The sequence below is a fragment of the Microbacterium ureisolvens genome (assembly GCF_019511645.1).
GTDB classification, from domain to species: domain Bacteria; phylum Actinomycetota; class Actinomycetes; order Actinomycetales; family Microbacteriaceae; genus Microbacterium; species Microbacterium ureisolvens_A.
Window position 1 is genome coordinate 345153 of sequence record NZ_JAEUAX010000005.1, and the last position, 22721, is coordinate 367873.

Below are 22721 nucleotides of genomic sequence, written 5' to 3' on the forward strand. Positions count from 1 at the left end.
CGACGAGTTCAGCGTGCGAACGGAGTGGCCAGACGCGCAGAGGCGAATCGAGGAACCCGCTCGCGCAACGGGGCCGCGGCTCCCCCGACCTCGATTGAGGCGATGAGACCGTGCGCGTGTCTGATGACGTCGACACCGTGCGCGCGCCAGAGAGCGCCGTCGGGGGCGGTGGCCGACTCTCTCCACACGACGGCAGCCACGTCACCCCGAGTGATCACGTCGACGAGCTCGAATCGCAGATCCTCGAGCACACCGGCCTGGCCCGCAAAGAATACGCGAGCGGCATCGATACCGAGGAGCGTCGGATAGCTCGGAAACCTTACTGCGACCCGGGCGGCCAGCTGGGACAACATGCCCTCGAGGTTGCCGTCAAGATAGGCAGCATAGAACGCCGAAACGGGTGCCGGCATGGCGACCAGAATTTCTCTATTTCCAGCGACGACTACCGCCGACTCGTCTGTGTAGCCAGCCTCACGCAGCGACCTCATGCCATGCTCCCGAGCCGCGCTCCCCCGTCCAGCGGAATGATCGCGCCGGTCAGCGAGTCGAATGCGGGGCGGCATAGGGCCAGCGCAACCTCTGCCACCTCCGCGTGCGTGACGAATCGGCCAGACACAGTCGTCGCGAGGGCACGTTCCACCGCCGTCGGATCGATGCTGTGCATGTGTTCGGCGCTCTCCGCTATCTGCCCCGGCGCGATCGCATTCACGGTGATCTCCGGCCCCAGTTCGGCGGCGAGGCCCCTGACCAGGGTCTCCCGCAGGTGCTTGCCGACTCCGTACACGCCGTCGCTGAGGGTTGCAGCCGATCCGGCGGAGATCGCAATCAGCCGACCGCGACCCCGCTCTCGCATTCCTGGACCTGTCGCCCGCGCGAACTCGAGGAACAGCGACGCGTGATCGTCGATGGACGCGCGAAAGCGCCGAGGGTTGGCGGCCGACAGTGGTGTCGAGTCCCACGGGCCGAAGCAGTCAATCAGGACGGAGACGGGGCCGCCGAGCTGCTCCGCGGCGTCGTACACCAGCCGGTCCACCGCTCCGTCCTCACGCAAATTCTGGGCGAGGACGCCCAGGCGGGGCTTGCTCCCGTGCCGGGCCACGGCGGCGCCGCTCGCGGCGAAGCAGTCCGCGATGGCGGAACCGAGGCGCGAGGACGAGGCGACGACGAGGACTCGTTCGCGATCGCAACTTGCGCTCTGATACCGCGGCAAGGCAGCAGGGTAAGCATCCTTCACCAACTGGTAGGACCCACCTCGGATGTCACCGAGGTCTGTCTCGTCTGTGTCGACCGAGATCTCAGTCAGGACCGAGTGAGAATGACTGAGGACGATGGTGACGCGCGCGGTCGGGAGGCCGAAGGGAGCCGGGAGGATCACGACGGATCGCCCATCCGTGGTCAGGACGGTGGCCACAGCGCGCTGTCCCGGCGGGATGGCGGACAAGACCCCTTGGAGCCGCGAGTGATCTACGGGTTCCCCGTTCACCACGATCCTCGTCGCCTCGCCGATCTGCAGGTGGGCGACTTCGCCGGAGACGACGGCGTCCGCAATGAGGTTCGCGAACCCGTCCGATGACGACTCAGCCATTTGCTGGCTCGACCCCGTAGCGCGCTCGCAGACGCGGAAGGATCTCGGCACCGTAAGTGCGGAGGAACTCCTCCTGGTTCTCGCCCGGGTCGTGGAAAACGAGGTGTCGGAACCCGAGGTCGATGTAGTGCGCGATCCTGTCGACGTGTTCATCCGGGTCGGTCGAGACGATGAACCGTGATGCTGCGCGTTCGATGGGCAGTTCGCTGGCCCGCCGCTGCATCTCGATCGGATCGTGGATGCCCATCTTCTCCTCGGGCGAGAGTGCCAGGGGCGCCCAGAATCGGGTTTTTCGCATCGCAGTGTCGTAGTCGGAATGGTACGAGACCTTGACCTCGATCATCGTGTCGATTTCATCGCGTCGTCGTCCGGCCTTCTCGAGGCCATCCGCCAGCGCGGGCAATAGCGTCTCCGAGTACAGCTCTGGTGCTTTGCCGCTCGTCGTGATGTAGCCACCCGCCATCCGGCCTGCCAGGCGTGTGGCCGCGGGGCCCGAAGCCCCGATGTAGATCGGCACCTTGGTCGCTGCCGCTGGTCGGTCATACACCGTTGCCCCAGAGGTCGAATAGAAGACGCCCTCGAAGTCGACGCGGTCTTCGTCCCAAAGTCTCTGGATGAGTGTGATGGCCTCCTTCAGACGTTGGAACCGCTCGGGCGGCGGCGGCCATTCGAGTCCCAGGGTCACCTCATTGAGCGCTTCGCCGGTCCCGACTCCGAGGATGACCCTGCCCGGGTACATCACTCCGAGAGTCGCGAAAGCCTGCGCGATGACTCCCGGGTGATAGCGGAAGGTGGGAGTGAGCACGCTCGTGCCCATCACTATCCGGGAGGTGCGCGCACCTACGGCTCCGAGCCACGGCAGCGCCGCGGGCGCATGGCCGCCGTCGTGCATCCACGGCTGGAAATGGTCGGACAGAAAGACGGAGTCGAACCCCATCTCCTCGGCGAGCACAGAGAACTCAACGAGCTCACTCGGACCGAACTGCTCGCTGGAGGCCTTGTAACCGAACCGTATCGGGGTGTTCATTCGTCCTTCTCTCATACGACGCGCGCGTCATCAGCGCTCGGGGCCGAAGCCCCAACCGCTGCGCCAAGCGCCGCGACTAGTGCGGGGTGATGTGCGGGGATAGGGCTTCACGCTGGGCGGCGAGGGCACCGCGGAGCAAGTCGAGCGCTCTTTCAGCTTCGGTCCGGTCCCCCGAGACCAAGACATCGACGACGAGACCTCGCAGCGAAGCGAGGACGAGCCTTGCGAGCACCTGTGCAAGATCCGCACTCACGCCTTCAGCTTCGCTCGCCCTGGAGAAGTACCCGATCCAGCTGTCCATCGCCGAACTCGCGAAATCCTCGAAGTCTTCCCTCGACTCGTACGTGCGCGAGGCGAGGTGAAAGAACAGCTGCATGTCGGATGGGTGCTTCATGTAGTACTGCCACCAGGAGTCCATCGCCTCGTCGAGCGAGGTCGGGGGTTCCACCTCGAGGTCTGAGATCGTTTCCTGTCGCACGTGGTGCATCGCCCGTCCGAGCAGTTCGTCGCGGCCGCCGAAGTGGTAGATCAGCATGCGACTGGATGTTCCGAGCTCTTCGGCAATGCTGTTCAGCGCGAATGCTTCCGGCCCCTTCTCCCTGATCGCGCGCACGATGCCGGGAAGCAGCGCATCAGCTTTGGCGCTCATGATCGACTCGCCTGCTGGTGTCTCACGGATGGCTCCTCAGGGTTGATGGGCGGCCGGAATTGGTCATGACGCTAGTCGACGCATCGCGAGCTCGGCGAGGAGGGCGGCCGCATCGTCGATGACGGTGTCGTCGAAGATGACATTCGCGGAGTGGTTGGTCACCGGAGTGGTGGCGTCCGGCGGGCTCGCACCGAGGAAGATGAACGCACCGCCCGTCCTGTCGAGGAACTCGGAGAAATCCTCCGCGATCATCTCCGGGTGGGTGATGGCGAGACGTCGCTCGGACCCGAACAGCTCGTCGATCGCCTCGGAGGCCGCAACGGCAGCGCTCTCGGTGTTGACGGTCGGCGGCAGAAGCGGGCCGGGGCTGGCTTGAGCCCGCATTCCATGGCCCGCGGCGATCCCGTCTGACAGTGCCACCAGATCGGTGAATGTCGTCCGCAACCGGCCAGCGCTGGTCGCTCGCAACGACACCCGGAGCGTGGCTTCGGACGGGATCACGTTCGCCGCAGCGCCCGCCGAGAAGGCACCGACGGTAGCAACGAGCGGCGCCCCCGGCCGACTGTTCTGAACGACGTAGTTCTGGATGGCCTGCACGATGAGCGCTCCCGCGAGGATCGGGTTGCGCGCTGTGTGTGGATGCGCGGCATGCCCACCGGCACCGAGGATCTCGAGCTCGAAGTTGAGGGTGCCGGCCATCGCGGTTCCCGACAGGACGCCGAATTTGCCTGCGGGCAGGAAGGAGAAGACGTGGAGGGCATACGACGCGACGGGGAGTGTGCCCGTCGTATCGAGCACTCCCTCGGCGATCGTCTTCGCTGCCCCCTGGTGCCCCTCCTCTCCGGGCTGGAACACCGCGAGGACGTGCCCGGCGAACTGGTCGCGGCGGGCGCAGAGTATACGGATCGCGCCAACGAGTGCCGCCATGTGCAGGTCGTGGCCGCATGCGTGCATCGCCGGACCGTGGGCGGCGAAGTCGAGGCCGGTCTCCTCGATCAGGGGGAGCGCATCCATGTCTGCGCGCAGGAGAACTGTCGGCCCGGGCGCGGCGCCGTCGATCACGACGGCGATCCACGACAGTGCGGTACCTGTCGTGATGGAAACGGGGAGTCCGTCGAGTTCGTCGAGGAGCCTCTGTTGGGTGTGCGGTAGCTCGAGGCCGACCTCGGGCATGCCGTGCAGTTCGCGACGCAGCGCGACAAGGTCGGTCACCCTGGTCGCGGTTCCCGCGTGATGGCCGCTCATTCCGCACCTCGGTCGAGGAGTATCGACCGGCACGCGACCCGATGCCCGGGCGACACTTCGACCAGGTTCGCGCCGTGATCGGCGCAATCGCCTGGCGCGGGGCAGGGCATGTCCTCCATGCCGCGCCCGCCCGCCAGTGCGGTTTCGACGCTGAAGTCGTCGGGGTTCCAGGGGGTGTTGGGATCGGTGGGGGGAACGGCTGCGAGCAATGCGTGGGTGTACGGGTGGGCCGGATTATCGAGCACCGCCGCCGCGGGGCCTTCTTCCACGACACGTCCGAGGTACATCACGAGGATGCGATCGGAGACCTTTCGGACGGTCGACATGTCGTGGCTGACCAAGAGATAGCCGACCCCCGTCGCCTCCTGCACCTCGGCGAGGGTCGTCAGAAGCCGCGCGCGCACGGTCTGGTCGAGACTCGCGGTCGGCTCGTCGAGGACGACGATGCTGGGCTCCGCGATGATCGCCCGTGCGACGGCGACCCGTTGCGCCTGACCCCCGGAGAGGTCCTTGGGCTTGCGTCGCAGGAAGTCCGCGTCGAGGCCGACGCGGGCGAGCATCGCGCGCGACCGCTCGGTCGCATTCACTCGCTGAGCACGTCCCAGACGGCGAAGGGGCTCCGACACCGACCGCTGGATGCTCCACGACGGGTCGAGAGACTGGTCGGGATGCTGGAAGACCATCTGCACGCGGGACGCTCCGGTGTCCTGCCCGTCGGAAGTGGCCCATCGGACGCGCCCGGATGTCGGGCGCTGCAGGCCCGCCAGCACGCGGCCGATCGATGACTTCCCGCTTCCGGATTCCCCGACGATGGCCACAGTTTCGCCGGCGCTGACAGAGAAACTCACGCCGCGCACGGCGTGGATGCGGCGCCGCCCGAGCCGGTAGGTGACCGAGATGTCATCGGCGATGAGCGTTGTCATCGCACCTCCTCTGTTCGTGCGAGGGCCCCGCGCCCCGCCGCGATCAACTCACGGGTGTATGCGTCGACGGGAGCGTGGAAGATCTGATCCGTGGTGCCGGACTCGCGCACTTGGCCGTGGTAGAGCACAACGGTCTCGGAGCACATCTGGGCGACCACTCCGAGATCGTGCGTGATCAACAGGACCCCGCGCTCGCTTCCGGCAGTCGCACGACGCAGCAGGCGCAGGATTTGGGCTTGGACGGTGACGTCGAGGCCAGTCGTCGGCTCGTCAGCGATGAGGAGTTCCGGCTCGCTGGCGAGTGCCAGGGCGATCATCACGCGCTGGTTCATGCCTCCAGACAGTTGGTGCGGATACGCACGGCGGACGCGCGCCGGCTCGACAATGCCGACGTCGCGGAACCATTGCTCGATGAGTGGAATCGCCTTCCCGCCGCGAGCGAGGTTGAGATGTGCGAGCAGGCGTTCGAACTGGTCGCCGATGCGCATGGTCGGGTTCAAAGCCGACCGCGCATTCTGGAAGACCATCGAGATCCCCGGACGGTCGACGAGCTTTCCTCGCTCGAGAAAGGTCCGTCCACCGATGCGCGCGGTGCCGTCGACAATGCGCATCGACGCCGGCAGGAGACCCGTCAGCGCGAGCGAGGTGATCGACTTTCCCGATCCGGATTCGCCCACAAGACCGACGATCCTCCCCGCCGGCACATCGAACCCGACGTCCTGGACGATGAGACGACCGGTCACCGTTGCAACGGTCAGACCTTCGACATGGAGAGCGGTCATCGCAGGCTCCCTTCGAGGCGATCGCCGATCAGCTGGAAGGATGCGGCCGCAAGCAGAATCATCAGGCCGGGGAAGAACGCGATCCACCAATCTCCGAGGAGAACATCGCCCGAGCCCTCCGCGATCATGGCACCCCATTCCGCAGTCGGGGGCTGGACACCTACGCCGAGGAAGGAGAGACCGGCGATATCGAGGATCACCCAGGCGGCGACGAGCGAGGCCTGCACGAGCGGCGCGCGGAACGAGTTCGGAAGGATGTGCTGCACAGCGCTCGTGACTGTCGCCGTGCCGGAGACCTTGGCCGATGCCACGTAGTCTGTGCTTCGCACTTCCAGCGCCTGCGCACGCGTCAGCCGGATGAACTGAGGGATGTAGGCGATCGTTACGCCGATCGCGGCATACACCGCGCTGTTCCCAAGAGACGCGGTGATGATGAGCGCGAGCACGAACGCGGGGAACGCCATCATCATGTCGGTGATCCGCATGAGGATGTTGTCAAAGGTACCGCCCAACGCGGCACTGACCGCGCCGAGCAAGCTCCCGATCAGCAGGGCGCAGACGGTGACGGCGAGAGCGAGCAGGAGATCGATGCGAGCGGCCGCCAGCGTCCGAGCCAGGACATCCCGACCGTATGCATCAGTCCCGAAGGGGTGCTCCAGGGACGGCGGCATCCGAGTGATGGCAGGGTTGGCGACCTCTCCGGCCCCCAGCAGAACCGGTCCGAGGATCGCCCCCAGGACGAGGAGCCCGAGAATCACGCACCCGGCGATCATCCCCACGTTCCCGGTGCCCATCGGCATCGATATCAGCCGCAGCGTGCGCGTGCGGGGCGCAGATTCGAGCGTTGTCATGCTGCCTTCCCATATTCGATGCGCGGGTCTGCCGCGGCGTAGAGGATGTCGATCAGCATGTTGAGAAGGACGTAGATCGTTCCGACCAGCAGAGCAAATCCACGCAGCGCATTGAGGTCATGCTGCTGGAGAGCGAGGTACGCGTACTGTCCGATCCCGGGCCAAGAAAAGAGCTGCTCGATGATGATGTTGCCGCCGAGGAGGAACCCCGCCACGATGCCGACCGTCGTGAGCAACGGGAGCATCGCGTTGCGCACACCGTCATGGAAGAGGATCGAGCGAGGCGAGTAGCCGAAGGAACGAGAGGTTCGCGCAAAGTCGGAGTCGAGCGCACGGTTGGTCGCGGCACGGAGCGCCTTGATGATGCTGGGGGAGGCGATGATTCCGAGGAGAAGCGCTGGCAGCGTGAGCATCCAGAGCGAGGCCAGCGCGAGGCCGATGTCACCGGTCACCAGGGAGTCGAGCACGTAACTTCCTGTCACCGCGGGCGGCGGGCTGAATCCGCGTGGCAGACGCCCGACCGGGTTCGGGAACACGTGCCACACGTTGCACAGCAGCAGGATTGCGAGCAGGCCGATCCAGAACGACGCCGTCGACGACGCGAGGATCGTGAAGCCGCGCGCCATGAAGTCTCCGAACTTGCCCCGCCATGCCGAAGACGCGAGTCCGCCGATCGCCCCGATCAGCAGGGCAAAGATGAGAGCGAGAGCACTCAACTCCAGGGTGGCCGGCAGACGCTGCATCAGCTCGAGCATCACCGGCTGCCCGGTACGGGTGGAGTCACCCAGGTCGAAGCGGAAGATCCCTGCCAGATACGCGAACAGCTGCACGTGAATCGGCTGATCGAGCCCGAACTGTTGGCGGATCGCGGCGATCTGCTCCTCGGTGGCGTATTGTCCGGCGCGGACGCGAGCGGCATCGCCGGGGAGCAGCTGCGTCACCACAAAGATGACGAGCGCAATGCCCAGGATGCTCACGAACGCCGTGAGCGTTCGTCGAGCGATGAGCTGGATCATCGATCCTCCTCGGGTGGATTGGTCAGAAAGGGTGAGGTGGCGCGGCCGCCGCGGAGCCGGCGGCCGCACCGGGGCTCACTGTTGCAGTGTGAGGTACTGCAGTCGCAGGAATGTATCGTCGGGACGGGTGACACCGCCGACCTCGGGCGAGGTGAGCGAGAGGTTGTTGCGGGCGAAGAGGAAGGCCCACGGAGCGTCGTCAATCACAAGCTGCTGGGCCTGCTTGCCCAGGTCGAACCGCGCGGTCTCGTCAGCCTCGACCATCGCCTGATCCAGCAGGCTGTCCACCGCGGCGTTGCTGTACCGCGCGTAGTTCGTGAACTGCCCTGTGCGCAACAGGAAGTTGAGCTGGTAGACCGGGTCCTCACCCCACGAGTACCAGCTGTTGATGAAAAGCTCGGTCGTGCCATCCCCCAGTGCCGAGAAGTACTCCGCATCGGCGAGCTGGTCGACGGCCACCGTGATGCCACCGTCCTTCAGCGCACTCTGAATGAAGGTCGCCGACTTCACTGCGATCGGGTCCGAAGCCTGAACGGTGAGGGTGAGATTCAGATCGGACACGCCGGCATCGGCGAGCAGTTGCGCAGCGGCGTCCGGATCGGTGTCGTAAGCCTGCTTGTCACCGGTTTCGTCGAGTGCGCCGTTCATAGGGTACGGGTCGGCTCCGTATGCCGGCCCTGCGTAACCGGCCATGACCTCATCGCGCAGCGCCTGATACGGCACCAGAAGATCGATCGCCTGGCGCACGCGGACGTCCTGGAGAGCGGGAACCTGAGCGTTCATCCCCAGGTAGTTGATCCAACCGGATGCCGTGGTGATGACCTTGACGCTGTCGACGGACTCGGCCTCAGCCGCAAGGTCGGGCGAGGCGCCCAAGGCGATGTCGATAGAGCCATTCTGGAGCGCAAGGTAGGCCTGCTCGGCGCTCGGCTGGTTCTGGATGGTGACCGTCTCCGGCGAATCGCTGAGATCCGCGACCGTGTACTCCGGGTTCTTCTCCAGCACGATGTTCGTCCCGGGGGTCCGGTCGGATACCTGATACGGCCCCGAGGAGACGCCGCCTTCCGAGAAGTAGTCGGTCGCCCATTCCTCCGTGCTGTTCGCCTCGGCGTCGGCCTTGCTGAGGATGCCGAACGTCTGGAACGAGAGGAACTTCTCCAGGAGAGGTGACTCGCCCTCCGTCTGCACGGTCACCGTCAGGTCATCGGTCGCGATGATTCCGTCAGCGGGGTCTGAGAAGCGCAGGTAGTCAGCGAAAATTCCCGTGTATCCGACGTCCGACAACGAACGCTGCAGCGTGTAGGCCACGTCATCGGCGGTGAGGTCGCTCCCGTCCGCGAACTTGAGGTCGGGTTTGACCGTGATGGTTAGCTCGGTGCCGTCAGCGGAGTACTCGACGGACTCCGCGAGAGACGGCTCGTACTCGTCGGTACCGACGAGTACACCGTCGTGGTCGGCGTACTTCTGGGTGAATAGTGTGCCGTAGATGTTGCTCACGACGAGGGTGGCGGTGTCGGTCTTGAATTGGGCAGGATCGAGGGTGTCGACGTCGCCGTAACCGATGATGATGTCGGTACTTGCCTCGTCGGGCTGCGCGGCTGCGCAGCCCGACAGGGCGATCGCAGCCGCTGCGACGAGCCCGACTGCGGTCGTCGCAGTGCGTACGGGAGATTTCGTCATTGTCTAGCTCCTCTTGCTCGGTGGTGCGTTCATTAAGGTGAATCAGGCGATCGAGTCGGTGGTCGCGGCGAGGCCGAGCAAGCGCCCGGCCTCATTGATGTGGTCGGTGATGGAGCCGGCGTCGACGACGGGCATGAGCGCAACCTCGTCCGCCCCCGCGGCGCGAAGTGCCTCGATGGATGCGATGCAGGCTTGCGCGTCCCCGCAGACAGCGACGCTGTCGATCCACGCGTCGGGCATCTCGGATTCGAATCCGTCACGGCCGACTCGGTCGAGGATCGCGACGAGCTCGTCGCTGATACCCGCGGCATCTGTGAGCGGTGTCGGCCCCAACGACAGGTAGCCTGCGACCACGGGGCGGGCCGCGGCGCGAGCCTCCTCCGCCGTGGCGGCCAGCGAGAAGATGGCGAAGGCGGTGATCGATACGTGCCTGCCGTTCGGGGACGCAGCATCAATCGTTCGGCGCGCGCGCGCGACGAACTCAGGCGTCGAAAGAACCGACATGAGGACACCGTCAGCGACTTCTCCGGCAAGCGACGTCATTTTCGGGCCGGTAGCGCCGATGTACACCTGCGGCGGCTGCGCCGGGGGAAAGGCCAGCGAGACGTCCCGGAAGGTGAAGCGACCGTCCCGCGAAACCGATTCGCCGTCGAAGAGCCGTCGCACTGCGTCAACGGAATCCCTCATCGTCGCTAGCGGTGCCGCGGGCACAATACCGATTTGCTCGAGCCACGCGGGCACTCCCGAACCGAGCCCGAGAATGAAGCGCCCCGGGTACGCGCCGGCGAGAGCGCCCGCCTCCATCGCTGTAAGGGCCGGATGCCGCACATAGGTGGGGAGGAGACCGATCCCGACTGAGATGGTCGTAGTTGTTCCGAGCGCGATCGCCGCGCCGGCGACACCTCCGGTGAAGAAGTAGTCCTCGGAGATCCAGATCGTGGAGAATCCTGAGGCCTCGAGCGAGCGAGCTGCCTGCGGAAGTGCGGCGGGAGGCAGGGTGCTGCCGAGAACGAATCCGACGCGAGTTGTCATGTGTGCTCCGAGACTGAGGGGCGGGACGATGAAACGCCGATGGGATCGGGGGGATCCGCAAGGTAGTGATGCCCCGGCTGGGGCAAGATGGCGACGGCGTGGAGCTGGTCGAGGTAATCTGCGTACGGTTCGCGCCTGTCCACCGCGCGGCGGAGAGCATGTCCGGCCTCGATGTCTCGCCCGGCGCGGGCGAGCAGGACACCGCTCCACATCAGCGGCTCCGGGTCATCTCCGATGACGCGGCCAGCGGAGTCGAGTGCATGCAAGGCGGCTGTGAGTTCGTCACCTGTCGTCGGCGTATCGCGCGAGAGCAGCCCTGGAGTGAACACCGAATCGGCGAAAACGCGGTGCGCACGACTGAGGACTGCCAAGCGCCGAAGCTCCGCAAGCGGCTCGACGGAATCATCGACCCGGATGTCGAGTACTCGCCCGTCCCAGATCCGCTTCCCCTGGACGCCGTCGACGATGACCATTGCCGCAGACATACGACCGCGCGCATCTCCCCCGGCGGCTTCCGCTGCGTCGAGAGCCGCTAGCATTCGGTCCGCCAGATCTCCCTGCGCATCCGTGTACGCCTGAGCCATCGCTGGAACGACCGCAGCGTTGGCGAGCATGTTGCCCAGCACGGCAAAGCCCTCGCCGACGACGTCCGCGTGATGCCCCACGCACCGGGCTCCCGTGAACACTCCGACCGCGCCTCGTGCATCGACGATCGCGACCTGCCTCAGCTCGGCATCGACATCCGCTGACTTGAGACGCGCCAGCACGCCCGGCGCCGTGCCGCCCCCAGACAACAGTGCGAGGCCATCCGGCCCGTACCCGGGTTCGACGAAAGACTGGGTCGCGACGGCACCGACGCCGGCCCGCCCCCACGTGACCACACGGCCGACGCCGAAATAGTGGGACGCGCTCGCGACCCCGAGCTGCCCAGACGCGGCGTCGCGGGCGACGATCGAGTACGTCACGTCACAGCCTCCACACGAGCGAGATGCTCTCGCAGGATCCGGACGGCGACATCGGGCGCCTCCAGCATCGGGAGGTGCCCCAGGCCGGGCAGTGAGATGTAGTCCCCGCCAAGGCTGCGCGCCATCTCACGTCCCTGCGAGGGAATGCAGGTGAGGTCGAGGTCCCCCGTCGCGACCGTGACCGGGCAGGCCACCGCGTCGACACGGTCTCGAATGTCTGCGCCCGCTGCGGCAATCCACACGGCGCGCACGTGATCGGCGGTATTGGGATTGGTGGTAGCGAGCGTCTCGTCGATGATCACCTGCGCCGTGTTCGGCGCCAGGGCCGAAGCGGGGATGATCTCGGTGAACATGTCGTTCACGCTGCGGTGCTCGAGAGTTGACAACACGGCTGCAGCGTCCGGGTTCGGGCTGTGCAGCTGACTGCCGAACGCAAGGACGGACGCGATCCGATCGGGCGAGGTCGCCGCGAGGTATGTCGCGACGGCACCGCCGAGCGACCCGCCGATGGCGTGGAATACACGCACGCCCGCCTCGTCGGCGGCATCCAGGCAGTCCTGAGCCCACAGCGAGATGTCGTACTCGCTCGCCGTATCGGAGTCGCCGAATCCGCGGAGGTCCGGAACAACGGAGAACCTCTCGCCCGCGATCGCACACACAACGCGGGTCCATGCCGCACCGCGGAGGTTGACGGGGTGGATGAACAGCAGCGGCGTCGGTTCTGAGTCAGCAAGGCCGTAGGTGTTGACGGCCAGCCGCCCCTCCGGCCGGTCGAGCACGAAGCGGGTCACGGCGACACCACCGAGAAGGTCTCATGGCCGGGAACGGTTCCCAGGCCCCTCTCTGCACTGGTGTCGCCGGCAGACGGGCGGGGCTCGTCAGCCGGCGGGATCGGCGAGCAGTGAAAGTGCCACATCGTCCACCGCGGATTCCCGGCGCCGTCGTCGCGCTTGTACACCTCGGTTGCGCGCATCCGGATCTCGTCGGGGAACGACTGCTCCGACTCGCCGATGACGAGCAGCTCACCGTCGTCCCCCACCTCACGGAGCTGGCGGCTCGGGAAGACACCCTCGGCGACGATGTAAGCGAGATCTCCTGAGACGTCGAGACGCATGATGTGCACCTCGGGCATGCTGATGACAAGTCGGCTCCGGTACCACTCCCACAGCGCCGTCTTCTCTTCGATGCCGAAATACGGATGCCCGTTCAGGTTGAACATCAGGTAGGCGTCACCCGTGGGGAACACCCGGCGCATCCTTGGGACGTCCAGCCCGGCATTCGCCTCCCACCAGTCGCGGTGGAGGTTGAGGATGGTCTGCTCATCGGCGGTGAACTCTCGCATGGATGTTCTTTCTGCTCTATTGGTGGGCGGGGGCCGGCATCCACGCAGAGCGTGACTGTCGCTGGCATCGTCTTTGAGGCGGCGAACTCGAATGTAATCCAATTACATTTCGACGTAGTTCCTCGGGTGTGTCAAGTATGTAACGCGATTTCACGGACCCGATTCGCCCGATGCGGCGGGCCCCCGCTACATGTTGACCGGCCCACAATCCCCCCACGAGGCAGCTTCAGCAACCTTCAGCAGACAGGCTTCCTCACGATGGACTTAACGTTGCTTAACGTTCTGCCCGCTCGTACCGTGAAGGCCAACTCGTTGCCGAACCCTGGAGACCGCGATGGAAGTGGAACGCCCGCCCCGCCCCACCCGGGTGTCGGCTGCCACGGTCGCCCGAGCGGCCGGAGTGTCGGCGGCCGCGGTGTCGTACGCGCTCCACGGGCTTCCCGGAGTCTCGGAATCGGTGCGGAAGCACATCCTCGACACCGCGGACGCGCTCGGCTTTGTCCGGCCGGAACTGCATCCGACCAGCCACCGCATCATCGGACTGATCCTCTCCGACATCGCCAATCCGTTCTATCCCGAGATCTCAGTCGCGTTCACGGAGGCGGCCCGCCGCCGCGGGTATGAGGTCTTCCTCGCCCACACCAAGGACGATGAAGAATCGGTCGCCGAAGCGCTCGACGCGATGCTGGACCGCCACGTCGACGGCGTCGCGATGACAGTCGCCCGTTCCGACACTGCCGAAGCGGTGCGCCGGCTGAGGCGGGCGCACGTTCCGCTGGTGCAGATCTCCCGCTCCTTCAGCGGCGTGGACGCGGACTTCGTAGGAATCGATGACGATGCGGCCGGCCGCGCCATGATGCGTCACGTGCTCGAGCACCGCCCCGACCAGATCGGGATCGTCGTCGGGCCCCGCACGTCGAGCGCGTCAGCCGCGCGGGAGGCGGCGTTCATCGATGAAGCCAGGGCCGCGGGAATCGCCATCGATCCCCGCCGTCGCGTCAACGCCCCACTGACCATCGCCGGGGGCCGGATGGCCGCCGAACACCTCCTTGGCCTCGAGCGACCGCCTACCTTCATCGTCTGCGGGAGCGATGTGCTCGCCTTGGGCGCGATGAGTCTCGCGCTCGCGATGGGTCTCGATGTTCCCGGCAATGTGGCGGTCAGCGGCTTCGACGGGATCGAGCTGGCCGCGACGCCGATGATCGATCTCACCGGTGTCGTTCAGCCCAGGCGCACGATGGCCTCGCGTGCCGTCGAACTGTTGATCGACAGGGTCGAACGAACCACGCACCACCCGACACGGCTGACCGTGCCCTTCTCGCTTCGCATTGGGCGTTCGTGCGGCTGCCAAACCACACCGACAGACAAGAGGAACAGTCCATGACCACCACCCCCGTCCGAACCGCCCTCATCACGGGGGCTGCACGCGGGATCGGCTCAGGCATCGCCGGAGTGCTGGCGGCGCGCGGCTATCGCGTTATCGTCGCCGACGTCGACGAAGCGCGCGCCACCGCCACGGCGGCGGCACTCGGCGATGATCACGCTGGGATCGGCCTCGACGTGACCGATCGTGTCGCGGTAGACGGAGCGATCGAGGAGCTCGTCGCCCGGTACGGGCAGCTCGACGTCGTCGTGAACAATGCCGGCATCAATCGCGACGCAATGTTCCACAAGATGACCGATGACCAGTGGTCGTCGGTGATCGACGTCGATCTGTCCGCCGTCTTCTATGTGAGCCGCGCGGCGGGAAGACACATGCGCGGCGCGGGGCAGGGCCGCATCATCAACATCTCCTCCGCCTCCTGGGAGGGCAACATCGGGCAGGCCAACTACGCCGCCGCGAAGGCCGGCGTGCTCGGGCTCACCTTCACCCTTGCGCGCGAACTGGCGCGATTCAACGTGACTGCGAACGCCATCTGCCCCGGGTTCATCGAGACCGACATGACACGCGGGATCCCTGCCGACATCTACGACGCGCAGATCGCGAAGATCCCGCTGGGACGAGCCGGCGACCCTGCCGACGTCGGACACGCGGTCGCTTACTTCGCCAGCGAGGAAGCTGCCTATATCACTGGACAGGTCCTTGAAGTGGGCGGCGGGTACCGGATATGACGAACGTAATCACGCCCGCCGAGGCTGCCGGGCTCATCACCGACCGGTCGACGGTTGCCCTCGACGGGTTCACCATGATGGGAGTCGCCGACGAGGTATACGCGGCAATCCAGGCGCGCTTCCTCGAGGCCGGGTCACCCCGAGATCTGACCTTGGTGCACCCCGCCGGCCAGTCCAACCGGAGCGCCGGAATGGAGCGATTCGCCGAACCTGGCCTCCTGCGACGGATCATCGGCTCCCATTGGGGACTCGCCCCGCGGATGGGAACCCTGATCAACGATGACGGTGTCGAGGGGGTATGCCTGCCGCAGGGTCAGCTCTCGCACCTGATCCGCTCCGTCGCTGGTGGCCGACCCGGCAATCTCTCGCGCGTCGGCATCGGGACATTTGTCGATCCTCGGATCGAGGGAGGGCGGGTCAACGCTCTCGCACGGGAGAACAGCGCGGCGAACGAATTTGTGGACGTCGTCTCCCTCGATGAGCACGAGTACCTCCTCTATAAGACGTTCCCCATCGACGTCGCCATCTTCCGCGCATCACGCGTTGACCAGTCAGGCAACGCATCCCAGGACGGCGAGCCTGCGGGCCTCGATGCGCTTGCGCTGGCACAAGCGGCGCGCAACTCGGGTGGCATCGTGATCTGCCAGACACGAGAGATTGTGCCCGACGGGCAGATCAGCGCTCGCGACGTCACCGTGCCGGGCAATCTTGTCGACTACGTGGTAAGCGCCAGCGATGCAACGCAGTTCCATCGGCCGAGCGATGGATACGCAACCGCCGAAGACCTCGTCCAGGGAGTGATCTCCGATGAGGCGCTCGCACTGGCTCTGGAATCCTTCCCGCCCCATCCCGACAGGCTCGCGATCGGCCGGCGCGGCGCCCGACTCGTGGAGCCCGGCGATGTCATCAACGTCGGAACGGGGATCCCGGGCGACACGGTAGGCATCGCGCTCGCCCAGTCGGGTCTGCTCTCCTCGGTGCATATGTCGATCGAATCCGGCGTGTACGGTGGCGTCCCTCTCGGCGGTACAGATTTCGGCGCTGCGCTGCACCCGTCCGCGATCATCGGGCACGCCGCCCAGTTCGACTTCTACAACGGCGGCGGCGTCGACATCGCGTTCATGGGCGTCGGCCAGGTGGATGCCGTCGGCAATGTGAACGTGTCGAAGCTCGGTGGTCGCCTCATCGGGTGCGGCGGTTTCATCGACATTCTGAGCGGCGCGCGACGCATCTGCTTCCTCATGTCCGGCCGTGGCCGCCACGCCAAGTTCGTGGACGAGATTGAACACCTCACGTTCTCCGGCCCGACGGCCCTCGACGCCGGCCAGCAGGTCTACCTCGCCACCGAGGACTTCACACTCCAGCTCACCACCGACGGCTGGATCGTCCTCGACGCGGACGAGTCAGCGGAAGCGGCGGCCACGCTCGCGCGTGTCCCGCTCGCATCCAGCCAACGCGTTGCAACAACAGGAAAGGCCTCCACATGAGTTCTGCTGCGCCCGTCTACATCCTGGAAGGTGCACGAACCGCTGTCGGGTCATTCGGTGGCGCCTTCGCATCCGTGCCCGCGCACGAGCTCGGCGCCGCAGCGGTCGGGGAAGCCGTCCGCCGCGCAGGCCTGACCGTCGCCGATGTCGACGAGTTCATCATCGGATGTGTCGGCCAGGTGGGTCCCGACGCCTTCGTCGCGCGCAGGGTCGCGCTAGCCGCCGGCGCCCGGGAGTCATCAACCGCGATGACCGTCAACCGCCTGTGCGGCTCCGGACTGCAAGCAGCGGCGAGCGCGGCGTTGGAGCTGCGAGAAGGCGACTCCGCGATCGTCGTCGCCGGCGGTGCCGAGAACATGTCCCGGCAGCCGTTCATGGACTTCGATGCGCGAAACGGCTACCGGCTCGGCCACCATCAACTCGTGGACGGAACTCTCTCGCTCGTGACAGATCCGTGGGGCCGTTACCCCATGGGTCGCACAGCCGAGAACGTCGCGACACGCTTCTCCATCCGCCGCGAGGATCAGGATCGCTTCGCGGCGGAGAGCCAACGACGCGCGGCCGAGGCGATCGACCAGGGTCTCGTCGCCGCCGAAGTCGTCCCTGTCACTGTAAGGCAGAGGAAATCGACCTTCGACGTGACAGAGGACGAGCATCCTCGAGCGACAACAGTCGAGGCGCTGGCTGAGCTGCGTCCAGCGTTCTCGGAGGACGGTACCGTCACGGCCGGAAACTCGTCGGGCATCAACGACGCAGGAGCGGCCCTCGTCCTGGCGTCTGCCGATGCCGTGGAGCAGCGATCGCTCACGCCGATCGCCGAACTGGTCGCGTTCGCCAAAGTTGGGCTCGCACCGGACATCATGGGATACGCCCCCGTCGCAGCGATCCAGAAGGTGCTCGACAAGGCGGCTCTCACCCTGGACGACATCGGCTGGATCGAGCTCAATGAGGCCTTCGCCTCGCAAGCGCTTGCCGTCCAGCGCGATGCTCGGCTGGATCCATCCCTCGTCAACCCGCTCGGCGGCGCGATCGCGTGGGGGCACCCGATCGGCGCAACCGGCACAATCCTCGCGCTACGCACGATCTACAACATCCGACGCCTCGGGCGGGAGTACGGACTGATCACGATGTGCATCGGCGGCGGCCAGGGCGTGGCGGCCATCGTGCGCGCCGTGTGAGCATGCTCGACTCATCCTCCTGCGGCTTCAGCCCCTCGTGGGACGAACGTTTGCGGGTCGTACTGGCCTTCGACTCCATGAAAGGCTCCCTGTCCGCCGCTGAAGCCTGCGCGGCGGCGTCGAACGAGATCCGCCGCCGGTTCGCCACCGACGTAGACGTCCTCTCCTGCCCGATGGCGGACGGCGGCGAGGGAAGCCTGGACCTGATCCTCACTGACCCGCAGGCCCGCCGCGTAGACGTTGCGTCTGTTGACGCACTCGGCCGACCGATCACGGCGGCGTACGCATGGAAGGACCGCGGAGCTCACATCGAGGTCGCACGCGCGTGTGGACTTCCACAGGTGGCGGACGTGCCCCTACGTCCTCTCGAGGCATCGACCTACGGCGTAGGTCTCATCGTCATGGATGCCCTCCGGCGAGGAGCGGAGCACATCTTCCTGTACCTCGGCGGGACTGCCAGCTCGGACGCCGGCGCGGGGCTCATGGAGGCGCTCGGAATGCGCTTCACCGACGATTCTGGCACCGACCTCCCCCACGGTGGCGGCGGGCTCCTCGCACTCGACGCCATCGACGCTTCGGAACTCTCCCGCGCTGCTCTCGCGGCGAGGTGGACACTGGTCACTGATGTGACCACCCCTCTCCTCGGTGACTGCGGCACGGCCGCAACGTTCGGACCTCAAAAAGGTGCGAGCGCTGCGGAGGTGACAACGCTGTCGGCCGCATTCGATCGTCTCGCCAACATCGTCGAGGAAGCGACGACCCGAGCGATCGGACAGGAGCCCGGCTCGGGAGCAGCAGGCGGCATTCCGGCTCTCGTCAGCGCGTTCTTTGATTCGACGACCGTGTCGGGCGCGGAGCATTTCGCCCGACACGCCGGACTGCACCAGGCGATCGAGTCTGCCGACCTTGTCATCACGGGCGAGGGGCGATTGGACGCGCAGTCCTTCAATGGAAAGGTCGTCGGCTACGTCGCCACCTCATCCCGGAGCGCGTCGAAGACGCCGCCGTGCGTAGCGATCGCCGGCACCATCGACCGGACTGTCGACATCTCGCCGTACCTCGTCGCAGCCTTCGCATTGGCCGACGGCCCCGCCACGTTGTCGGAGCTGGTCGACCGCGCCGCTGTCTCGGTCGGGTTGCGCGCGGCGGATGTCATCGCACTGTGCCTCGCATCTCGCCGGGACTGAGCACGCTTTCATCCCCTACTGGAAGGAAGTCTCATGAAAGCTGTTCTGTACTCGGGCCCTGGTCGCTTTGAGATTCGCGAACTCGAAAGTGCGCGACTAGAGGCCCGCGACGTGAGAATCAGAGTCGAGCTGGCAGGACTGTGTGGCACGGACCTCCATGTCCACGACGGCGAGTTCGGCGCGACTTTTCCGCTCGTCCCCGGCCATGAGGTGGTCGGCACGATCATCGAGGCCGGCCCGCAAGCGACCATACAGCTCGGTACTCGCGTCGCAATCGAAGTAGGCACCTACTGTGGAACCTGCCGAAAGTGCACGACGGGGCGGGCCGCGTACTGCGAGAACCTCACCGCCATCGGAATCCAAACTCATGGCGGGTTCGCGGAAGAGATCGTCGTGCCCGAGTGGCAGTGCCACCCCCTCGACACAATGAGGCTCGAGCATGCGGCGTTCATCGAACCCACCGCCTGCGCTCTGCACGGCCTCGAACGCATGCAACTACCGGCCGGCGCTTCGCTTCTCGTCATCGGCGCAGGCCCGACCGGCCAGCTGCTCGCCCTCCTCGCTAAACGCAACGGCGCCGCCTCAGTGACGATCGCAGCGCCAACCTCATCCAAGTTAGATCTCGCCCGAGAGCTTGGCGCCGACGAAACTGTCCTCATTGATCGAGCCGACCCTGCGGCGGCGATCGACGACCTGCTCGCGCGAAAGCCCGACGGATTCGACGGTGTCATCGAAGCGTCGGGCTCACCCGTCATGCTCGAACTCGCCATGCGAGCCGTGGGGATCGGTGGAACAGTGCTCGTCTACGGCATGGCGCGGGAGGCGGACGTCGCCCGCCTAAGCCCCTACGATATCTTCGCCCGTCAGCTGACGATCCGCGGCTCATATGCGCAATATCTGGAATTCGGCAAAGCCATCGCGTACCTGAAGTCCGGAGGTCTGCCGGTCCACCGGCTTATCACCCACCGATTCGCGTTGGACCAGTTCTCTGAGGCTCTCGATGCGCTCGCCAGCAGCGACTGCATCAAAGCGATCATCCAGTTCTAGTCCAGTACAGGAGATACGTACATGCGCCTTGAGGTAATTCGCACATTGGTGGCGGTGTACGACACCGGTTCCGTCGTCGGAGCTGCCACCCGCCAGGGCTACAGCACATCCGCGGTCTCTCGTCAGATCGGAGCGTTCCAACGAGAACTCGGCATGACGCTGTTCGAGCCTGACGGGCGAGGGATTCGCGCAACCAATGCCCTGTTGGATCTGGTGGACGAGATGCGCCAACTCGTGGAACAGGCCGACAGGCTTCAGGCACGCTTACGACGCACGAGGTCTGCTGCGCATCAACCCAGTGCGGGCGATCGCAGTATGCCAATCGCCCCTAGTGCGCTTCCGTGAGTGTGAACAGCACAGCGTGGAATCTCCTCCGGATCGGGTTCCTTCTCGGCCGTTCTAGTTTCCGACAGGCCGGGCGAAGCAGACACCTGTCTTGCGGGTGTTTGTGGCACACTCGACCACCGCGGTCGCCGGTCGCGTCAAAGCCGGGCTTGGGATGCGGGCTGGTCATTTGAGGCCTACCACACTGCCGACTCGACGAGGAGGTCGACGCCCGCAACGCCGCCCCGTGGAACTGCGGGCCGCGGCTGCCGAGTTCCCGCGCGGAGGACTTGATGACATCGACTAGGGTGACGTGCCCTGTGGCGGTAGCGAGATTCCGATGGGTCGCCGCCTTTGTGGAACCGCCGCGACGGTCGTCGCGGCGGTTCCATGAGGTCTACTGAGCGAACAGCCAGTCGATGATCACGTCGTTGGTGTAGGTCGGAATCCACGACCCGTGGGGGAACACAGGGGTCGTTCCTGCGGGGAACGTGGTGAACAGATGGCTGCTTCCCTCGGCGTGAGCGCGATCCAGCGCTTCGGCTGCGGCAGCTTCTTTTTCGACGTCCGAACCGAGGCCCGACCATTCGCTCCAGGTCACGGTCACTCCGGCGTCCTCGAACGCGCGAAAGATGCGGTAATCGGAGCCTTCAGCGTCATAGGCCACGTTGGCATCGTCGATCGAGTGGACCGCCCAGATCGGGAAGTCGCTCAGATTTGCAACTGCGGCCGCTTCGTCTCCCCGACCGCAGATCAGGAGCGCGCCCGCGAAGAGATCGGAGCGCTCCTGCAGAACCGACCAGGAGCCCATCGACCCCATCGAGACTCCACTGATGTAGATACGGTCTGGATCGATCTGGGGGTTGTCTGCCAGGGTCTGCTCGACGAGCTCGACAACGGTCTGCACCATGGTGGGTGTCGGCCAGCGGCCCATGTTCGAGTCGCTCGGGTTGGTCTGCGGCGAGAGCACGTAGGCCGAATGGCGGGCCTGCCGCGCGGGATCGGCGAACGCTGTCGCCAGCTGGTTGCCCGCGAGCTGGGCGAAGTTGTCGGTGCCACTCTCGCCCGCGCCGTGCAGCGTGACAACGAGCGGGTAGGACTTGCCCTGTTCCAGCTTCGGCGTGAAGTAGCGATACGGCAGCGTCGTACCTGAATCGGCGACGAACGTACCGTGGCCGAAGTCCTCGATGATCAGGTTGCGGACCTCGCTATTGGTGACGTCACGGCCCGGGTGACCGTTGATCCTCTGGGCGTTCACCTCGTGGCCCGAGTGGCCCGCGCGAGGCACATTCCCAACGATGGATTGGACCTGGCTGACGGTGTAGGCGCCGTGCAGGTTGTAGAAATACTCCCGCCCCACGAAGGAAACGGCTGGAGCGAGCGCGTCGTCGTCGTCCAGTTCCAGGATGATGAAACGCCCGGGCTTCTGTTGATCGCTGAAGCTCGTGTCGTCGTTGGAGTACGCGTCGACGACGGTCCGCTTGCCCGTGGCGGGTGCCATCCCCGGACGAGTCAACGTCACGTCCACATCGAAGGCCGCCGTGTCGATCTCCACCGATCCCAGATCGACTGTTCCGTCGTATTCGACGGCAAGCCCGGTAGCCTTGATGCCGACCGGGGTGACTTCCGTGATGACTGTCGCATCCACCGCCCGCAACTGCCGCGGAGCTGCCTGCGCGGCCGGTACCGACACGAATGTCGCCGCGGCAACTGCGACGATGACCGCAGCCGCACCGAGTTTCCGATTCATAACTGCCCTCTTCATTGAGATGTGCCACAACTCTGCGGCCTGCTGTCCGGACGGACCGCAGCAAACCGGACGCTAACCAGCCGGCCCCGAGATCAGCAACCGTAAGCGGATCTTGGGCCGAGGCGCCGCGGTTTTCGGCGTCTGCTGCCGCCACGTCTTCCCGCAGTAATTGCCCCGCGGCGCCGAACGCTTGTAGACCTCGACACGTCGAGCGGTGCTCAGCGACCATCCCTCGGCTGGACGATCAGGCACCCAGCAGTCCGCCGCAGACGAGTACAACCGCCAGTCCGGCGAGCAAGCCGACCTCGTCCGGAGAGCATGATGCCTTTCGGGGATCCGGCGTCGGCGACTCTCGAGGACATCGCGGCGCGTGCAGGAGTCTCTCGTTCCGCGGGGTCCCACGTGCTGACGGTGTCGGCGGCGCTGCAGAACTGGTCGATTCCGGCGCTTGAAAAGTGAACGGTTGCGGGCAGTCTAGTCAGGGGTTTCGGCGGTGGTGGTGCGGATGCTTGGGAGGCTGTCGATCCCTCGACCGCGGA

General features: G+C 65.8%; 22 protein-coding genes. 7 read left to right on the forward strand and 15 right to left on the reverse strand.

The features are described 5' to 3' along the window. Positions 1 to 8: 8 nt before the first annotated feature. The 14 genes from JNB61_RS11770 to JNB61_RS11835 form a co-directional block, all read right to left on the reverse strand. Positions 9 to 488 carry a nuclear transport factor 2 family protein gene (locus JNB61_RS11770; protein ID WP_220289257.1) on the reverse strand — a complete coding sequence of 160 codons (480 nt, stop codon included), beginning with the start codon at positions 486 to 488 and terminating at the stop codon, positions 9 to 11. Continuing rightward, positions 485 to 1411: an SDR family NAD(P)-dependent oxidoreductase gene (locus JNB61_RS11775; protein WP_220289258.1), complete on the reverse strand. Its 927-nt coding sequence runs from the start codon at positions 1409 to 1411 to the stop codon at positions 485 to 487. Before JNB61_RS11775 ends, JNB61_RS11770 begins: the two co-directional genes overlap by 4 nt. Before the next feature lie 166 nt (positions 1412 to 1577). Further along, positions 1578 to 2612: a glucose-6-phosphate dehydrogenase (coenzyme-F420) gene (fgd, locus tag JNB61_RS11780; RefSeq protein WP_220289259.1), complete on the reverse strand. Its 1035-nt coding sequence runs from the start codon at positions 2610 to 2612 to the stop codon at positions 1578 to 1580. Positions 2613 to 2688: 76 nt separating this feature from the next. Further along, a complete protein-coding gene (locus tag JNB61_RS11785) occupies positions 2689 to 3261 on the reverse strand; it encodes a TetR/AcrR family transcriptional regulator (protein WP_220289260.1) in 573 nt (190 codons plus the stop codon). Between the two features lie 63 nt (positions 3262 to 3324). After that, positions 3325 to 4506 (reverse strand): M20 metallopeptidase family protein, encoded by a 1182-nt coding sequence (locus tag JNB61_RS11790; RefSeq protein ID WP_220289261.1) that lies wholly within the window; start codon positions 4504 to 4506, stop codon positions 3325 to 3327. After that, on the reverse strand, positions 4503 to 5429 hold the full coding sequence (locus JNB61_RS11795; protein ID WP_220289262.1) for an ABC transporter ATP-binding protein: 927 nt from the start codon (positions 5427 to 5429) through the stop codon (positions 4503 to 4505). Before JNB61_RS11795 ends, JNB61_RS11790 begins: the two co-directional genes overlap by 4 nt. Next, the gene (locus tag JNB61_RS11800; protein ID WP_220339727.1) at positions 5426 to 6298 is read right to left on the reverse strand and encodes an ABC transporter ATP-binding protein; all 873 of its coding nucleotides are present in this window, start codon (positions 6296 to 6298) and stop codon (positions 5426 to 5428) included. Before JNB61_RS11800 ends, JNB61_RS11795 begins: the two co-directional genes overlap by 4 nt. Beyond that, positions 6208 to 7011: an ABC transporter permease gene (locus tag JNB61_RS11805; RefSeq protein WP_220339728.1), complete on the reverse strand. Its 804-nt coding sequence runs from the start codon at positions 7009 to 7011 to the stop codon at positions 6208 to 6210. The genes JNB61_RS11800 and JNB61_RS11805 overlap by 91 nt, the downstream gene beginning before the upstream one ends. Positions 7012 to 7058: 47 nt before the next feature. Then, positions 7059 to 8078 (reverse strand): ABC transporter permease, encoded by a 1020-nt coding sequence (locus JNB61_RS11810; RefSeq protein ID WP_220289265.1) that lies wholly within the window; start codon positions 8076 to 8078, stop codon positions 7059 to 7061. A 75-nt stretch (positions 8079 to 8153) separates the two neighbouring features. Further along, complete coding sequence (locus tag JNB61_RS11815; RefSeq protein ID WP_220289266.1) at positions 8154 to 9758, reverse strand: ABC transporter substrate-binding protein; 1605 nt, start codon at positions 9756 to 9758, stop codon at positions 8154 to 8156. Positions 9759 to 9800: 42 nt separating this feature from the next. Then, on the reverse strand, positions 9801 to 10790 hold the full coding sequence (locus JNB61_RS11820; protein ID WP_220289267.1) for an LLM class flavin-dependent oxidoreductase: 990 nt from the start codon (positions 10788 to 10790) through the stop codon (positions 9801 to 9803). After that, on the reverse strand, positions 10787 to 11755 hold the full coding sequence (locus tag JNB61_RS11825) for a DUF1028 domain-containing protein (protein WP_220289268.1): 969 nt from the start codon (positions 11753 to 11755) through the stop codon (positions 10787 to 10789). Before JNB61_RS11825 ends, JNB61_RS11820 begins: the two co-directional genes overlap by 4 nt. Continuing rightward, positions 11752 to 12546, reverse strand: a complete 795-nt coding sequence (locus tag JNB61_RS11830) for an alpha/beta fold hydrolase (RefSeq protein ID WP_220289269.1) — start codon at positions 12544 to 12546, stop codon at positions 11752 to 11754. Before JNB61_RS11830 ends, JNB61_RS11825 begins: the two co-directional genes overlap by 4 nt. Next, positions 12543 to 13097 (reverse strand): YybH family protein, encoded by a 555-nt coding sequence (locus JNB61_RS11835; RefSeq protein WP_220289270.1) that lies wholly within the window; start codon positions 13095 to 13097, stop codon positions 12543 to 12545. The genes JNB61_RS11830 and JNB61_RS11835 overlap by 4 nt, the downstream gene beginning before the upstream one ends. 334 nt (positions 13098 to 13431) lie before the next feature. Here JNB61_RS11835 and JNB61_RS11840 point away from each other — a divergent pair, with 334 nt between their 5' ends. The 7 genes from JNB61_RS11840 to JNB61_RS20655 are packed head-to-tail and all read left to right on the forward strand — an operon-like array spanning position 13432 to position 20453. Further along, the gene (locus JNB61_RS11840) at positions 13432 to 14481 is read left to right on the forward strand and encodes a LacI family DNA-binding transcriptional regulator (protein ID WP_223214781.1); all 1050 of its coding nucleotides are present in this window, start codon (positions 13432 to 13434) and stop codon (positions 14479 to 14481) included. Further along, complete coding sequence (fabG, locus tag JNB61_RS11845) at positions 14478 to 15209, forward strand: 3-oxoacyl-ACP reductase FabG (protein ID WP_220289283.1); 732 nt, start codon at positions 14478 to 14480, stop codon at positions 15207 to 15209. The genes JNB61_RS11840 and fabG overlap by 4 nt, the downstream gene beginning before the upstream one ends. After that, the gene (locus JNB61_RS11850) at positions 15206 to 16696 is read left to right on the forward strand and encodes a CoA-transferase (protein ID WP_220289272.1); all 1491 of its coding nucleotides are present in this window, start codon (positions 15206 to 15208) and stop codon (positions 16694 to 16696) included. Before fabG ends, JNB61_RS11850 begins: the two co-directional genes overlap by 4 nt. Beyond that, positions 16693 to 17874: a thiolase family protein gene (locus JNB61_RS11855; RefSeq protein ID WP_220289273.1), complete on the forward strand. Its 1182-nt coding sequence runs from the start codon at positions 16693 to 16695 to the stop codon at positions 17872 to 17874. Before JNB61_RS11850 ends, JNB61_RS11855 begins: the two co-directional genes overlap by 4 nt. 2 nt (positions 17875 to 17876) lie before the next feature. Further along, complete coding sequence (locus tag JNB61_RS11860) at positions 17877 to 19061, forward strand: glycerate kinase (protein ID WP_223214782.1); 1185 nt, start codon at positions 17877 to 17879, stop codon at positions 19059 to 19061. 33 nt (positions 19062 to 19094) lie between these two features. Then, positions 19095 to 20108 (forward strand): zinc-dependent alcohol dehydrogenase family protein, encoded by a 1014-nt coding sequence (locus JNB61_RS11865; protein WP_220289275.1) that lies wholly within the window; start codon positions 19095 to 19097, stop codon positions 20106 to 20108. A gap of 21 nt (positions 20109 to 20129) precedes the next feature. After that, positions 20130 to 20453 (forward strand): LysR family transcriptional regulator, encoded by a 324-nt coding sequence (locus JNB61_RS20655; RefSeq protein ID WP_220289276.1) that lies wholly within the window; start codon positions 20130 to 20132, stop codon positions 20451 to 20453. Between the two features lie 376 nt (positions 20454 to 20829). On the opposite strand, the gene JNB61_RS11875 is transcribed toward JNB61_RS20655, so the two are convergent. Beyond that, entirely contained in the window at positions 20830 to 22182 is a 1353-nt protein-coding gene (locus JNB61_RS11875) for a hypothetical protein (protein WP_220289277.1), read from the reverse strand. Positions 22183 to 22721: the final 539 nt, after the last annotated feature.